General features: G+C 51.3%; 12 protein-coding genes. 11 read left to right on the top strand and 1 reads right to left on the bottom strand.

The window, feature by feature from the left end:
* Positions 1–5 precede the first annotated feature (5 nt).
* The 3 genes from Pan241w_RS07730 to Pan241w_RS07720 all read left to right on the top strand — a co-directional run bounded on the left by Pan241w_RS07730 (position 6) and on the right by Pan241w_RS07720 (position 4,286).
* The gene (locus tag Pan241w_RS07730) at positions 6–1,271 is read left to right on the top strand and encodes a cytochrome-c peroxidase (protein WP_145213342.1); all 1,266 of its coding nucleotides are present in this window, start codon (positions 6–8) and stop codon (positions 1,269–1,271) included.
* A gap of 200 nt (positions 1,272–1,471) precedes the next feature.
* A complete protein-coding gene (locus tag Pan241w_RS07725) occupies positions 1,472–2,185 on the top strand; it encodes a ZIP family metal transporter (protein WP_145213339.1) in 714 nt (237 codons plus the stop codon).
* Between the two features lie 286 nt (positions 2,186–2,471).
* On the top strand, positions 2,472–4,286 hold the full coding sequence (locus Pan241w_RS07720) for a heavy metal translocating P-type ATPase (protein WP_145223266.1): 1,815 nt from the start codon (positions 2,472–2,474) through the stop codon (positions 4,284–4,286).
* Between the two features lie 23 nt (positions 4,287–4,309).
* Here Pan241w_RS07720 and Pan241w_RS07715 read toward each other — a convergent pair whose 3' ends face one another.
* On the bottom strand, positions 4,310–5,383 hold the full coding sequence (locus tag Pan241w_RS07715; protein ID WP_198000385.1) for an alpha/beta hydrolase family protein: 1,074 nt from the start codon (positions 5,381–5,383) through the stop codon (positions 4,310–4,312).
* A 129-nt stretch (positions 5,384–5,512) separates the two neighbouring features.
* Between Pan241w_RS07715 and Pan241w_RS07710 the strand changes: the two genes are divergently transcribed.
* From Pan241w_RS07710 to Pan241w_RS07675, 8 genes are all read left to right on the top strand, one after another.
* Positions 5,513–6,640, top strand: a complete 1,128-nt coding sequence (locus Pan241w_RS07710) for a serine hydrolase domain-containing protein (protein WP_145213333.1) — start codon at positions 5,513–5,515, stop codon at positions 6,638–6,640.
* A gap of 306 nt (positions 6,641–6,946) precedes the next feature.
* Positions 6,947–7,912 carry a cytochrome c oxidase subunit II gene (gene coxB, locus Pan241w_RS07705; RefSeq protein ID WP_145213330.1) on the top strand — a complete coding sequence of 322 codons (966 nt, stop codon included), beginning with the start codon at positions 6,947–6,949 and terminating at the stop codon, positions 7,910–7,912.
* Positions 7,909–10,137: a cytochrome c oxidase subunit I gene (ctaD, locus tag Pan241w_RS07700; RefSeq protein ID WP_145213327.1), complete on the top strand. Its 2,229-nt coding sequence runs from the start codon at positions 7,909–7,911 to the stop codon at positions 10,135–10,137. The genes coxB and ctaD overlap by 4 nt, the downstream gene beginning before the upstream one ends.
* On the top strand, positions 10,134–10,973 hold the full coding sequence (locus Pan241w_RS07695) for a cytochrome c oxidase assembly protein (protein WP_145213324.1): 840 nt from the start codon (positions 10,134–10,136) through the stop codon (positions 10,971–10,973). The genes ctaD and Pan241w_RS07695 overlap by 4 nt, the downstream gene beginning before the upstream one ends.
* Complete coding sequence (locus Pan241w_RS07690; protein WP_145213322.1) at positions 10,970–11,185, top strand: hypothetical protein; 216 nt, start codon at positions 10,970–10,972, stop codon at positions 11,183–11,185. Before Pan241w_RS07695 ends, Pan241w_RS07690 begins: the two co-directional genes overlap by 4 nt.
* Positions 11,182–11,712, top strand: a complete 531-nt coding sequence (locus Pan241w_RS07685; RefSeq protein ID WP_145213319.1) for a QcrA and Rieske domain-containing protein — start codon at positions 11,182–11,184, stop codon at positions 11,710–11,712. Before Pan241w_RS07690 ends, Pan241w_RS07685 begins: the two co-directional genes overlap by 4 nt.
* A gap of 34 nt (positions 11,713–11,746) precedes the next feature.
* Positions 11,747–13,183, top strand: a complete 1,437-nt coding sequence (locus Pan241w_RS07680) for a cytochrome b N-terminal domain-containing protein (protein WP_145213316.1) — start codon at positions 11,747–11,749, stop codon at positions 13,181–13,183.
* A 66-nt stretch (positions 13,184–13,249) separates the two neighbouring features.
* A complete protein-coding gene (locus Pan241w_RS07675; RefSeq protein WP_145213313.1) occupies positions 13,250–14,842 on the top strand; it encodes an FMN-binding glutamate synthase family protein in 1,593 nt (530 codons plus the stop codon).
* The last annotated feature ends 365 nt before the right edge of the window (positions 14,843–15,207 follow it).

Here is a 15,207-nt window from a genome sequence, read left to right as displayed (position 1 = left end):
GTAGTATGAACGTATTGAAACATGGCCGAAGCACACTGCTTCTGAAACTCAGTATCGCGTGTGGAGTTGTGTTCGCGACCGTCCAGACTCAAGCGGTTTCTCACGCTGCCGAGAAGAATGCTTCCGCGAAAAAAACGAACAAAGTACTGTTGGGTACCCCCGAGCTGACTTCCGGTATTCCCGGTAAAGGGCCGCTCACAAAAAAAGAAATCAAGGAATGGCTCAGCCAGCCCGAGAATCATGAGATCCTGGAAGTGACGCTCCCGCTCGGCTTGAGTGCCGGCGCCGCACAGATGGTAGGACTCAAAGAGAATCCCCTCACCCGCGCCAAAGTCGAACTGGGCCGCCAGCTTTATTTTGATACGCGACTCTCCTCTGACAATACCATCAGTTGTGCCAGTTGCCACCATCCCGATGAAGGTTACGGACGACATACACAGTTTGGTATCGGTGTACGAGATCAGGAAGGAGGCCGCAACTCTCCCATCAGCTATAACCGCATTTTAAGTGGCCCTCAGTTCTGGGATGGCCGTGCCGCCACGCTGGAAGAACAGGCAGTCGGCCCAATTGCCAATCCCATCGAAATGGCCAACACACACGAAGCTGCCGTGAAAACGCTCAAAGGGATTCCCGGCTATCAGATGCAGTTCAAGAAAATTTTCAAAGACGGCATCACCATTGATAATGTCGGTAAAGCAATTGCTGCCTTCGAGCGCACGCTCGTCACGGGACCTTCGCCGTTTGACTATCAGGAAAAATTGAAACCATTCCTGAAAATGGACAAAGAAGACCTCGAAGATCTAGAGGACGTTTATCAGCCAATTCTGGCACAGACCAAAAAACATCCGATGTCAAAAAGTGCTCTGCGTGGTATGGATTTATTCTTCAGTGAAAAAGTCAACTGTGCTGCCTGTCACGTAGGTCCGAATATGACGGACGAAAAATACCATAACCTCGGCGTTGGAATGGATGCGAAAAAGCCGGATCTCGGTCGCTATGAAGTCACCAAACAGGAAAAAGATAAAGGTGCATTCAAGACCCCCACGATCCGCAATGTGGAATTCAGCGCCCCTTACATGCACGATGGTTCTCAGAAAACACTTGAAGAAGTCGTCGAACACTACAACAAAGGGGGGACGCCGAACCCTTACCTGAGCGAAAAAGTGAAAAAACTGAATCTTTCCGATCAGGATAAAAAAGATCTGGTGGCATTCATGAAAGCCTGCTCGGGTCCCTTCCCGAAAGTAGAAACCGGACGACTGCCTCAATAGTCTGTCCCGTTTTTAATGATGACTCTCGTAGCCCGGTTTCACGACCGGGCTATTTTTATTTCTGATCAGGAATCAGGTCGTTTCTCTGCTGTGCGTTTTCAGAAATACTGCTATCCTGTGACGTATAAAGCGGTTCAACTCTTCCGCGAAAAGCCTGCTTTTCCATTCCCTACGTTTATATTTTGTTTCAAGGAACAACATTGTCGGGCGTACTCGAAGTCATTGTGCTGACGACTCTGGCAGGAAGCACCATTCCCATCGGTGGGTTCCTTGCGAAAATCGAACGGATTCATCCGCGCTGGCTCGAAGAAGAATTTCGGCACTCCATCATTGCCTTTGGAGGTGGCGTATTGCTGGCCGCGGTCGCCCTGGTACTGGTTCCGGTGGGGATTGAAGAATTAAATCCACTCATTGCATCCGCAGCCATTCTCTGTGGCGGCGTCTGCTTTATGATCATTGATCGGATTCTGGCAACGCACCAGAATTCCGCTTCGCAGTTGATCGCCATGCTGCTGGACTTCGTGCCGGAATCGCTGGCACTGGGAGCCACGTTTGCAAATGGAGGCTCAGTGGGGATGTTGCTCGCTATTTTAATCGGCCTGCAGAATTTGCCGGAAGGTTTTAACGCCTACCGAGAATTAAGAAGCTCGGTCACTATGAAGAAACACATGATCCTGCCGGGGTTTTGCCTGCTGGTCCTGCTGGGTCCGCTCTCTGGTCTCATTGGATATTATTTATTGTCGCGGGTGCCCCAAATGGTCGGGCTAACGATGCTGTTCGCAGCAGGCGGAATTCTTTACCTGACATTTCAGGACATCGCCCCCCAGGCCAAACTGGAACGTCGCTGGGCTCCTGCATTAGGAGCTGTACTCGGATTTGTCTTCGGATTGATTGCGCAGATGGTGGTCGCCTGATTGCCGTTTGTCCAACAGTCTAAATTCCCATCTGCCGATAGAGACAATTAGCACTCCCCTTAATGCATGAAACCGCTATAATAAACTCGTCTCACCCACTATCCTTTAAACTAACTCAAATCCGTTACGGTATCACATTTGCCGAGTGATTCCGGTAACACGCTCCAATCAAACAGTCTCGGCTTCAAACACAAAAGGAATCAGCGTGTCGAACTCCAATCCGTCGAAACCGGGTTCACCTGTCTGGAAATCTCTTGAAACTTTGATCGCCGTGTTCACGATCATTATGATCGCCGCGCATCTGATCTTGCGTTTTGCATTCGTGACCTCAGAAACAGTGCAGAATTTCCCGCTCTGGGCTGTCTTAGCTTTGGGGGGGACGCCGCTGGTCTGGGGGCTGCTGGTCAAAATGTTTCACCGGGAATTCGGCTCGGATCTCTTGGCCGGCATTTCCATCGTCGTCTCGATTCTACTCGATGAATATCTGGCGGGATCGCTGGTCGTGTTAATGCTTTCCGGCGGTGAAGCGCTGGAAGCCTACGCCGTCCGCAGCGCTTCCTCGGTGCTACAGGCATTAAGTAAACGCATGCCTTCAATCGCCCATCGCAAGATCGATTCGCGCATCGAGGATGTTGCCCTGGATCAGATCGCCGTTAACGATACGCTTGTGATATTTCCTCACGAGATCTGTCCCATCGATGGAACTGTGCTGGAAGGTCATGGCGTGATGGATGAATCATATCTGACGGGTGAGCCTTATATGATGTCCAAGACGCCCGGCTCTCAGGTACTTTCGGGAGCGATAAACGGCGAGTCGGCTTTAACAATCCGTGCAGAGAAACTGGCCGTTGATTCGCGCTACGCCAAAATCATGGAGGTCATGCAGACATCGGAACAACATCGCCCCCGCATGCGACGGATGGCAGACAAACTGGGCGCCTGGTACACGCCGCTTGCTGTTTTAATCGGACTCATCGCCTGGATCATCTCGGGAGATCCTGTCCGTTTTCTGGCGGTGATGGTGGTCGCGACCCCCTGCCCGCTCTTAATTGCAATCCCGGTAGCCATCATTGGCTCCATCTCTCTGGCCGCCCGTAGAGCGATCATTGTTCGTGACCCGACCGCACTGGAAACCGCGGACACCTGCCGCACAATCATCTTCGATAAGACAGGTACGCTGACGTATGGAGAGCCGCATCTCACCGAACAAATCTATGCCAACGGCTTCCAGCTGGAAGAAGTTCTCTCGCTCGTCGGCAGTATTGAACGATTTTCCAAACACCCGCTGGCACAGGCCATTCTGAGTGCAGTGCAGGCAGAGAAAACCATCACGCACGAAGCCACCGAAATCAGCGAGCCGCCCGGGCAAGGTCTTCAGGGAATCGTCAATGGACATTCCATTCAGATTACCAGCCGCAAGAAACTTCTCAAACAGCAGCCGGAAGTCGAAAGCCAACTCCCCGAACAGGCGGGTGGCCTGGAATGTCTGATCCTGATTGACGATCAATACGCGGGCACATATCGTTTTCGGGATACGCCACGCACGGATGGTCTCTCTTTCATCACACATCTCTCACCACAACACCAGATTCAACGTACGATGCTGGTCTCCGGCGATCGAGAATCGGAAGTAAGGTACCTCGCCGATCAGGTTGGCATCGAAAATGTGTTCTTCAGCCAGAGTCCCGAACAAAAACTGGAAATCGTCAATGAAGAAACGGCGCAGACCAACACGATCTTTGTCGGTGATGGAATCAACGACGCGCCTGCTCTCATCGCGGCGAGCGTGGGGGTTGCTTTCGGCCAAAACAGCGATGTCACTACGGAAGCAGCCGACGTGATTGTGATGGATAGCTCGCTGCAAAAAATTGACGAATTTCTGCACATCAGCCGTCGCATGCGACACATCGCTCTGCAAAGTGCGATCGGCGGCATGGGCTTGAGCATGCTGGGAATGCTACTCGCTGCCGCGGGATATTTGCCCCCAGTCGCCGGGGCGCTGACTCAGGAAGTGATTGACGTTCTGGCCGTGCTGAATGCGTTACGAGTCGCACTCCCTCCCAAAGCGTTGATTGACTTCACACCGGGTTCAACGGTTTGATTTCACACCGCAGGTAATCAAAATCACTTGGATTCAAAACGGATCGTTGGTACGCCGTCTGCATACGAGATCACATAGCGTCCGTCGGAAGTCGGATAAATCACGTCCTGCTTCAATTCAAAATCGGTGGGAGTCGTACGCAGACGAAATTTTTCACGTCCGGGAATCGCATATTCTCCGCCGTATTTGATCATCATCTTCGTGCGATCGCCGAGTGAATGGCCGGTGTTTGTAAAAACGACATTATCAATGTCCGCGGGCGTAACAAATTTCGCTTCGACATCCAGTTGTGCGGCTTTCATATTTTGAACCATCGCTTTCGCATCGGCATACGGACAAGTGGTATCTCCCGTACCATGAATGACGATGATCTTTGTCGCGTGCCCCTGGTCTTTCATTAATTTTAAATGCTCAGGATTGCCGATATATCGAATCTCCTGTGCGCCCGGGGTGAGATAATTCTTTGCGTTTTTGTCCTGACTATAACGGGCATTCAGGCTACTGCCACCGGGTAAATGAAACGCGATATCATCTGAAAGTCGCGGCATGCCGCAGATATCAATCACACACGTAAAGGTATGCGGTGCGAATTTATTGCACATCAGCGTAACATTCCCGCCCCCCGAACCGCCGGTGGAATAGATGCGTTTTGAATTGAACGGAATCTGCTTCTCCTGTAACCCATGATACACATACGACAGCGCCCGTAACGCATCAATCGACTGCAGATAACCATAATCATAGGGCGCCCCCGTCTTTGCCTGTTCTTTCCAGGAACCGCTTTGCAGATAGTCGACTGAGATGGCAATCACATTCAGTTCTTTCGTGAGCACCGCCGGGTTCCCGGCACCTGATGTATTCGTGCCACCCCAGTTATGCAGATTGAGCATCAAGCCCGTCTCCGCGTTCACATTTTCCAGTTTGTTACCCGGGTAATAGATATAAACTTTAACCGAGCGAGGTCCCGGCTGAAACGGCCATTCCTGAGTTTGAATTGACACGGTTCCATTTCGATCAGGCAACTCTGCAGCGTTTAAACCGGTGATCCCCAGCCCCAGAACAAAGACCGTCAGAATGGCAATCAATTGTTTCAACATAAGTTCGACCTTGTCTGATTGAAAGTTCTTTGCGTCAACGCTCGATCGCTTGACGAACGCCATCATATCGATCATGGTGAATGGGTTCGCCAGAGTCAACACAGACCGTCTTTTCAGAGGATTTCCCCTATGACTTCACTGCCCCTTGTCAAACCACAGGAGATCGACCTTGATGGAGAACGTCTGCAACAGGCAGGAAAACTACTGAAAGAATGGACCGACGCAGGCACCATGCCCGGAGCAGCAATTGTTGTCGGCCGCCACGGAAAAATCGTAGAGCCACAATTCTTCGGTAAACAGGGACCGGAAAAAAATGCCGAACCCGTACGACGCGACGGTATGTTTCTGCTGGCATCCATCACCAAACCGATTGTCTACATGAGCGCCTTAAAACTGGTCGAACGAGGCGAGTTGGTACTCAGTCTGCCGGTGACGCATTATATTCCCGATTTCGCAGCACACCATAAAGAGTCGATACTCGTGCATCACCTGTTTACACATACTTCCGGCATGCCCGACATGCTGGACAATAATGTGGCGCTACGGCAATCACTGGCACCACTCGACAAGTTTATCCACGGCGCCATCTACGACACCGTGCCTCTCTTCCAGCCAGCGGGAACCGGACTCAGCTATCAGAGCATGGGCACACTGATCGTCGCAGAGATCGTCCAGCGCCTCACCAGAAAAACAATCGCCCAACATGTGCGCGACGAAATCATCAAGCCGCTCGGTCTGCAAAGTACCTGGCTGGGGCGTGGCGACTTTCCGCGCGAACGACTGGTACGTGTGGAAACGCCGGAATACCAGATCGGTTCGAATTTCGGTTGGAACAGTGATTACTGGCAGGATCTGGGAGTTCCCTGGGGTGGCATGTTCATCGCACCGGAAGATATGGCTGTGATCTGCCAGTGCATGCTGAATTATGGAAAAGTGCAAGACGAGCGTCTGCTTTCTCGATCCATGATGGAAATGGCGACCACAAATCGGCTCAACGATTATCCTGATCTGCCCGAACCGATCCGCCGTTCACAACCGTGGGGCCTGGGGTGGCGACTGAATCATCCCGGTCAGTCCGGAAGCTGGGGGAATCTGCTCGACCGGAGTGTCTTCGGCCATACAGGAGCGACCGGAACCATGGTCTGGATGGATCGACGCCGTGATGGCTTTGCAATCATCCTGACAACCGCCATTCGCTCAAAAGCCCCCTGGCGCCTGGTACAATTGTCGAATATGATTGCGTCTGCTTTCCAGTAAGCAGCATTCAGAACCAGCGATCAGAAAACCAGTCGATGAACTTCCTGTTAAATTAAAGTCTGTGCGCGCCGCGTTACGATGGAAATGAAGACAGCGCCCCCTTTCCATCTCTACTTAGGTAAAATAGTTTATCTGGGTTCTATCTGTTTGATAGTTTTGTGTTCCTGCCCATTTTTTTCTTAATAGAAATTGATCAATTCACATTCACTAATCAGACTATTGCACTATACTACGTATCCAATCAGACTTAGCTGCTCTCTCAGTGCGAAGTAAACCTCTTTGAATATCAGATTCCAGGCATTGATTATGAACTCTGTGATTCCTGTTCTTGACCCCGCGTCTCCGCAGGCAGAGGCCATTAACAATCTCTTTCTTCAGGTTTTACTTATCAGTGCCATTATCTTTGCTATCGTGGCGGGTTTAATCCTGGTCGCGATTTCACGCGGACGGCGCAAAGAGACTTTACCCGATCAGGACTTTGGTAGTGAAAAAGCCGAAATCTACTGGATGGTCGGTCCTGTGGTCATCGTCATCTGGCTGGTAGCGATCAGCGCCCATCTGGTTATCACACTCAATGCGTTTCCCAAAATCAATCCCGACGGACAGACAGAGAATACAGACGTCGATCTGATTGTGACGGGCCATCAATGGTGGTGGGAAGTCAAATATCCCAAATCAGGTGTGATCTCCGCCAATGAGATTTACATCCCGGCTGACAAAAATAAAAAACTGCGCGTGCAGGTTTCTTCTGCTGACGTGATCCACTGCTTCTGGGTTCCGCAACTGGGCCGAAAGATTGACGCGATTCCCGGTCGCGAAAACTACATCTGGCTCCAAGCCAGCGAACCAGGCTCCTATCAGGGGCGCTGTTCCGAATACTGCGGCGCGCAACATGCCTGGATGAACTTTAAAGTGTATGCCGTCTCGGATGCCGAGTTTGACAAGTGGGTGGCCAGTGAAAAACTCGCCACGAAACAACCCAAACTACTATCCCCTCTGGCCTCTGCCGGGAAAGAGTACTTTTTTAATGCAACCTGTCCGCAGTGCCATACGATTTATGGAACTCCTGCCAAAGCGACCATTGGCCCCGATTTGACCCACTTCGCCCGCCGCAAAGAAATTGGCGCCGGGGTCATCGAGAATTCACCGGAAAACCTGGCATTGTGGCTGAAAGATCCGCAAGCCCTCAAACCAGGATGTAAAATGCCCAACTTCAAGCTGAGTGATGAGCATATCAAACAACTCGTAGCCTACCTGGAGACACTCAAGTGACGACAGGATCCATCGATCAATCTGAACTGACATCACTCGAGCCCCGGGTCACTCCGACCCCGATGCTGGATTGGGTCAGCACGCTCGATCATAAGCGTATCGGCATCATGTATATCCTGACCGCCGTATTTTATCTCGCAGTTGGCGGCTTTGAAGCGCTACTGATGCGAATCCAGCTGGCATTCCCCAATAATACATTTCTCTCACCAGAAATGTTCAATCAGCTGTTTACCATGCATGGTACTACAATGGTCTTCCTGGTGGGGATGCCCGTACTGACCGGCTTTGCCAATTATTTCGTTCCCCTGATGGTCGGCGCCCGCGATGTGGCGTTTCCCCGCCTGAATGCATTCGGGTTCTGGATGCTGTTTTTTGGCGGCTTGCTGCTGCACTTCAGCTTCTTGACCGGATCGGCGCCCAACGCGGGCTGGTTCAGTTATGTCCCACTCTCGACCAAAGCCTACAGCTCACTGCAAGGTGTGGACTACTGGATCATCGGCCTGTTAATCATGGGTATCGGCTCTGTTTCCGGAGCGATCAATATTTTTGCCACGATTGTCAGTTTGCGGGCACCGGGAATGAGTTTACAACGGGTTCCGCTGTTCGTCTGGATGATGCTGATGCAGGCGATTCTGATCATCCTGGCCTTGCCGGCCCTCAACTCGGCACTGGCGATGTTGTTAATCGACCGCTGGCTCGGTTCCGCATTTTTTGATCCGACGCGCGGCGGTTCCGCCGTGCTCTGGCAACACTACTTCTGGATCTTCGGACACCCCGAAGTTTATATTCTGATCTTACCAGGCTTCGGAATGATCTCTGAAGTCATCCCCGTCTTTTCTCGAAAACCAATTTACGGCTACACGTTCGTAGCTGCCTCATCAGTCGCCATCGTCCTCCTGGGATACGGCGTCTGGGCACACCATATGTTTGCTGTGGGCCTGGGAATGTATGCCGACATCTTTTTTGCCGTCGGTTCTCTGCTGATTGCCATTCCGACCGGTATCAAGGTCTTCAACTGGACTGCCACGCTCTGGGGCGGGGAACTTCAATTCAACACGGCAATGCACTTCGCAGTAGGCTTTCTGCTGCAGTTTGTGATCGGTGGCTTAACGGGGATCATGTTCGCCGCCGTCCCCATCGACTGGCAGTTGACCGATACCTATTTCGTCGTCGCTCACTTTCATTATGTGCTGATTGGCGGGCTTGTGTTTGCGTTGTTCTCAGCCACTTATTACTGGTTCCCGAAGATGACTGGCCGCATGCTGAATGAACGTCTGGGAATCATGCAGTTCTGGTTGTGGGTGCTGGGCTTTAATATGACATTCATGGTGCAGCACTTCCTGGGTATGATGGGCATGCCGCGGCGAGTCTATACCTATGCCGACAACCCTGGCTGGGCGCTCTTAAATGGAATCGCTTCACTGGGTGCGGTCTTCATGGCGGTCGGCACACTGGTCTTTCTCTGGAATATCGGAGCCAGCTTACTCCGCGGAAAAATCGCCGGCGATAATCCCTGGGATGCCTTCACGCTGGAATGGGCCACCACGTCACCACCTCCACCGGAAAACTTCACGTCCCTCCCAGAAATCAAAAGCCGTCGCCCCGTCTGGGATATGAACCACCCGGAGCACGCAGACTGGAAAACGGAAAAGACGCCGCAAGATAAAGGACGTCGTCCGAATCTACCGAAACTGGCTGCCTGGTCTTTCATCGCTTCGGAAGCGGTGTTCTTTCTCCTGTTGTTGATCGCATATGTCGTGTTCAACACACGTTCGAAAGAAGTTGTGACGTCTTCCGTACTGGATGTCAATCGGACCGGAATCTTCAGTCTGTTCCTGATCTCCAGCAGTGTGACATTCTGGATTGCCGAACGATTTCTCAAGGCGGGTAAGAAATCAGCATTTGTATTTTCACTCAGTTTGACGATCCTACTCGGAATCACTTTCCTGGCAGGACAGGCCTGGGAATACACGGGCCTGTTGATGAATGACATCACCATTAATACCGACTTGTTCTCGGCCACCTTTTTCACCGTCACCGGATTCCATGGTATTCACGTGACGGCAGGTGTGATCGCGTTATGTGTCATGCTGATCATGGGCATCAAAGGGAGTTTGAATCCCGGTAAGACACACGTCTTCGGTGCCGTCGGCGTCTATTGGCATTTTGTGGATGTGGTCTGGCTGGCCGTATTTGGAATTATTTATCTGGGACTTCTACAATGAGTTCGTATTTCGATCTGACAAGCGAATTATGGAAATGGAATTCACCAGTCTGGTTACTGGTCCTGCCCCTGGCCGGGCTCTATTTCCTGTTTCATCAGGGAACCTCAGGGAAACGCATCGCGGCATTTGTGTTCGCCATGTTTGCTCTGGCGATGGCCTATGTCTCCCCGATCGGCGTCCTGGCTGACGGCTACCTGTTTAGCGCGCACGTCATTCAGCATTTGATCTTACTACTAATCGTGCCCCTGTTTCTTCTGTTAAGCCTCTCTGAAACAGCAATGGAAAAACTCTTTCGCAACCCCTTTATGAACCGCTTAGGTCGTGTGATGGCGGTCCCGTTTCTGGGATGGCTCAGTGGCCTCGGCGTGATGTGGTTCTGGCACGTTCCTTCATTCTGTAATGCTTCCACTGAAAATTATGCGCTCGGTATCTTTCGTGATGCGACATTTCTACTGGCAGGACTGGCCTTCTGGTGGCCCATCTTTTCGCCTGTGAAACGGTTCCATCTACCATCATCGCAGGCAGTGATTTATCTGTTCTCAGCTTGCCTGGGATGCACTCTGCTCGGCATCTATATCACATTTACTGTCATTTCAGTCTGCCCTGCATTTGCGAACCCCGTCGATCGGTTAGGCATCCTGAATATGCTCTACGATCAGGGACTGACTCCTGGAATGGACCAACGACTGGGAGGCCTGTTAATGTGGGTCCCTCCCTGCTCACTCTATGTCAGTGCGATCATGGTCATTCTCAAACGCTGGTATGCTGACATGGAACAGATCGCTTCACCAAACACCGCTGGAACAACGGGCTCTTTACGGGAGGCGCGTCAATGAGTACGGAATCAACAGAGTCTCAAACAGAGCAAACAGAAGAACCGGAAATGCGTCCCACTTATGCTCCCGCCGCGCTCGCCATGGGTATTACGTTCATGAGCTGGGGAATTCTGACGCATTGGAGCATGTCCGTCATCGGCATCATGGTCATTGTGGGTGCCGTCTGGTCCTGGATGCATGAGATTCATAGTTCATGGAGTGAAACAAAGTGAGCGACCAACAGCCCCCCACAGATCAACCCTGCTGCCAGCTTAAGCGCAGAACGTTTCTGACCCGCGTCTCTGTTATCTTAGGCACGATTATCGGCTTCATGATCGCCATCCCCGGCGTCGGATATGTACTGGCACCGATTTTCAGAAAACCAAAACATAAATGGAGAACCGTCGGCAAACTGGACGACTTCAAGGTCGGCGGTTTTGTACTGGTGCAATATGAAGATCCTTCGCCTGTGATCTGGGCCGGTGTTACCGCCAAAGCAGGTGCCTGGATCCGCCGCGTCAGCGAAACCGAATTTATCGCGTTTTCCATTAACTGCCGACACCTGGGTTGTCCCGTCAGATGGGTTGACGATCCCAAACTGTTCATGTGCCCCTGCCATGGTGGTGTGTACTACGAAGATGGAACCGTCGCAGCTGGACCGCCGCCGGAACCTCTCTACAAACTGAATGTGCGCATTAGTGAGGGCCTGGTTGAAATCGAAACCGAACCCACTCCGCTGACATTAACGACGTTGACCTGAAACCACCTTTGATGAAAAGCGAGTATCCGGCTGAATGAGTAATAACTTTGTGACTCGAACCTGGAACTGGATCGACAATCGAATTGGTTTTTCCGATTACATTGTCCCGCTGATGGTGCATCTGGTGCCCGACAATGCGCGTTGGTGGTACATCTTCGGAAGTGCAACGCTCTGTGCCTTCATCGTACAAGTCTTCACCGGAGTCTGCCTGGCCATGTCCTATGTGCCCGGCGGTGAAGAAACCTATCAAAGTTTAAAATACATCACCGATACCGCCCCCCTGGGAAGCATTCTGCGGGGCATGCATTACTACGGCGCCTCGGCAATGGTCATGATGGCCGTGATCCATATGGTGCAGGTTTATATGCATGCCACCTATAAATATCCGCGCGAAATGAACTGGATGAGCGGCGTCGTACTGCTGTTCGTTGTGCTGGGCATGGCCTTTACCGGACAGCTCTTACGCTGGGATGCCAACGGTGTCTGGTCGGTCACCGTCGCTGCAGAAATGGCGGGCAGAACTCCCATCATCGGCCCCACACTGGCACATTTTATTCTCGGCGGCGAGACCGTCGGCGGTTCGACCATCACCCGCTTCTTTGCGATGCACGTCTTCATCATGCCGGCGCTGATCTTTGCCGGGATCGGCCTGCATATGCTGTTGATCATGCGGCACGGCATTTCAGAAATGCCTGATGTCAACGACCCCGTCGACCCGGAAACTTACAAAGAAGCCTACGAAAAACGAATTCATAAAACGGGAGTCCCTTTCTGGCCCGACGCCATGTGGCGAGATATGATTTTTTCCACGCTGATTGTCGGCGTCATTCTCGGCTGTTCGATCTTTCTGGGACCTCCGGCCCTCGATCCGCCTCCCAATCCCAGTAGCATCAATGCTAACCCGCTGCCAGACTGGTATTTCCTCTGGTACTTTGCCGTGCTCTCATTACTCCCGCCTCAACTCGAAACCTGGGTGATTCTGGGAGTACCGACGATCGGGTTCATCGTTTTATTTTTCCTGCCATTGATCTCGAATAAAGGACACCGCGCCCCCTCCAAACGTCCCTGGGCCGGCGGCACTGTGATCTTTGGATTCGTAGCATTTCTTGTACTCACCATTTATGGATACAAAAAACCCTGGTCACCCGATTTTGGCGTGAAAGAATTACCGGCGTCCGTTGTGGGCACCGATCATGGTCCGCTGGCCGAAGGCGCCAAGTTAATGCACATCAAAGGTTGTCTGTACTGCCATGATATCGGCGGCTACGGAGGTCATCGCGGCCCCGAATTGACTGAAATCGGCAAACTGCTGACACGTGATGATCTCATCATCCGAATTAATAACGGTGGTCACAATATGCCGGCGTTTGCCAGTTCGATTTCAGACAGTGAGTTACAGCTCGTCGTCGATTTCCTCTTAACCCGGGGAGTTGAAAAAGAACCGGAGAATCCTAAGAGTACAACTCCCTGAACGACCTGATTTGGTGCTTTTCAATTCTGTTAAACCCATTTTTCATTGCCCCGACTGGTGAATTCAATGAGATATCTGGCTTTCATTCTGACCGTCATCCTGACCTTCCTGAGTTTCATCCTGGGAATCGCGGTAGACCCTCATTTTTTCTGGCCACTACTGGCTCTGATCCCGTTATCATTACTGGGGATCTGGGACATGGTACAAACGAAACACAGTATTACACGTAATTATCCGATTATTGCGCATCTGCGTTTTCTGTTTGAAGAAATTCGCCCCGAAATCCGTCAGTACTTTGTTGAAAGCAATATCGATGGCCGTCCTTTCAATAATGATGAACGATCTTTGATTTATGAGCGTGCCAAAAATATTGATGGATTGAAACCGTTTGGAACAGAACTCGATATCTATGGCGAAGAGTACGAATGGCTCAATCATTCCATGGCGCCCCATCCCAAGTCTGAAGAACTGTTCCGCACCACAGTCGGCGGCCCGGAATGCAAACAGCCCTACTCCTGTTCGATTCTCAATGTCTCGGCGATGAGTTTCGGAGCACTCAGCCCGAATGCACTTCTCGCCCTGAATGCAGGCGCCAAGAGAGGTAATTTTTACCACTGCACAGGTGAAGGAGGCGTGAGCCCTTACCATCTGAAAAATGGCGGCGATCTGGTCTGGCAAATCGGCACGGGTTACTTTGGCTGCCGCAATAATGATGGCACTTTTAATCCAGACCTGTTTCAAGAACAAGCCGCGCATGAAGCAGTGAAAATGATCGAGATTAAAATCTCACAAGGTGCCAAGCCAGGACACGGCGGTGTTTTACCGGCTGCTAAAATCACTGCTGAAATCGCTTCTACCAGAAAAATTCTGATGGGGCAGGATTGCATTTCTCCTCCCGGCCATACCTCTTTCAGCACGCCGATCGAATTATGTAATTACATCGCACAACTACGCGAACTCTCGGGCGGCAAACCAGTTGGTTTCAAACTCTGTATTGGACACCCCAGTGAATTTCTCAGCGTTTGCAAAGCCATGCTGCAAACTGGCATCTTGCCTGACTTCATCACCGTTGATGGCGGTGAAGGCGGAACCGGGGCTGCGCCTCTTGAGTTCTCAGACAACATGGGAATGCCGTTAAAAGGGGGACTGATGTTTGTGCATAACGCGCTGGTCGGCTGTGACCTGAGAGATAAAATCAAAGTCGCCGCTTCAGGTAAAATCAGCTCAGCCTTCACACTGGCCCGCAGTCTGGCAATCGGCGCGGACTGGTGTAATTCTGCCCGAGGCTTCATGATGGCAGTTGGCTGTATTCAGGCTCAGAAATGTCATACCAATACCTGCCCCGTTGGCGTTGCCACACAAGATCCGGGGCGACAACGCGCATTAAATGTGGAAGACAAAAGTACGCGGACCTTCAACTTTCACAAGAACACCATGGAGGCCCTCTCCGAAGTGGTGGCCGCTGCTGGTCTGGATCACCCGGAACAGTTACGCCCCTGGCATATCTTCCTGAGAACCGGACGCACCAAAATGGCATCTTATCATGAAGCCTTTGATTTTCTGGAACCGGGTGAACTTCTCGGAGATTCCCCTTCTCCGGTCTACAAAAAAGTCTGGGATCTGGCGTCGGCTGACACGTTTGAAACACATTACGCGTAAACAAATCGCTCTATCCACAACTAGACTGTGCCCAGTTTTACTATAGCGTCTCCAAGGCTATTTGGACCGAGTATATTAGATTGAGGCACGTTATGGTAAAATCTGATGCGGTCTAGACAAGTATACTAAAAACCAGATTTGTTTCTGATTTTGCTCAGACTGTCTTTCGTCGTTCAGCCACCATCTCTTACCGTCTTACATATCTCTCATAAACTGACACATTTCGTATGGCTCATCCTGGAATCATACATATCAGTTCTATTCCCCCTAAGGCACCAGAAATTGATCAAGACCATCATCCAGCACACGAATTATGGTCACTCTTAATTGACCGTCCACAATGTTTTTTTAGTTACGTTGCGTTA

It is taken from the genome of Gimesia alba (assembly GCF_007744675.1).
In the GTDB taxonomy this organism is placed as follows: Bacteria; Planctomycetota; Planctomycetia; order Planctomycetales; family Planctomycetaceae; genus Gimesia; species Gimesia alba.
Note: the sequence above shows the minus strand (reverse complement) of the source record. Positions and strands in the feature narration are given on the sequence as shown.